Origin of the sequence: Photorhabdus cinerea (assembly GCF_011189575.1) — a bacterium.
GTDB lineage: Bacteria > Pseudomonadota > Gammaproteobacteria > Enterobacterales > Enterobacteriaceae > Photorhabdus > Photorhabdus cinerea.
The window spans coordinates 1-303 of sequence record NZ_PUJW01000160.1 but is presented as its reverse complement, the minus strand read 5'-3'; the positions used below and the strand labels follow the sequence as shown (position 1 = coordinate 303).

The 303-nt window shown below is 47.9% G+C and carries 1 pseudogene; it reads left to right on the top strand.

The annotated features are described in order from the left end of the window. Positions 1-137, top strand: a pseudogene (locus C5469_RS23150) (type VI secretion system tube protein Hcp); the annotation flags it as partial. Positions 138-303 lie beyond the last annotated feature (166 nt).

Below are 303 nucleotides of genomic sequence, written 5' to 3'. Positions count from 1 at the left end.
ATGACATCAAAGATCCTGCCAAAGAGAAACACAACCATCTGGAACAGGTTGAGTTCCGTTACGAAAAAATCATCTGGACGTACAAAGACGGCAACATCATTCACTCGGATGCGTGGAATGAGCGCAATCAGGCGTAATTGCTGACAGGCCGCCATACCTCGGTATGGCGGTCATAACGACGCGAATGAAGCGCTGCTGGGTCGTCTTAACCCGGAACACCTGAAATAACATGGTGTGCAATAGGAGATTTTATTGTGATAAACCCTGGCTGTAGTTTTTGTACCCGTAAGGGGCTGCCTGTTT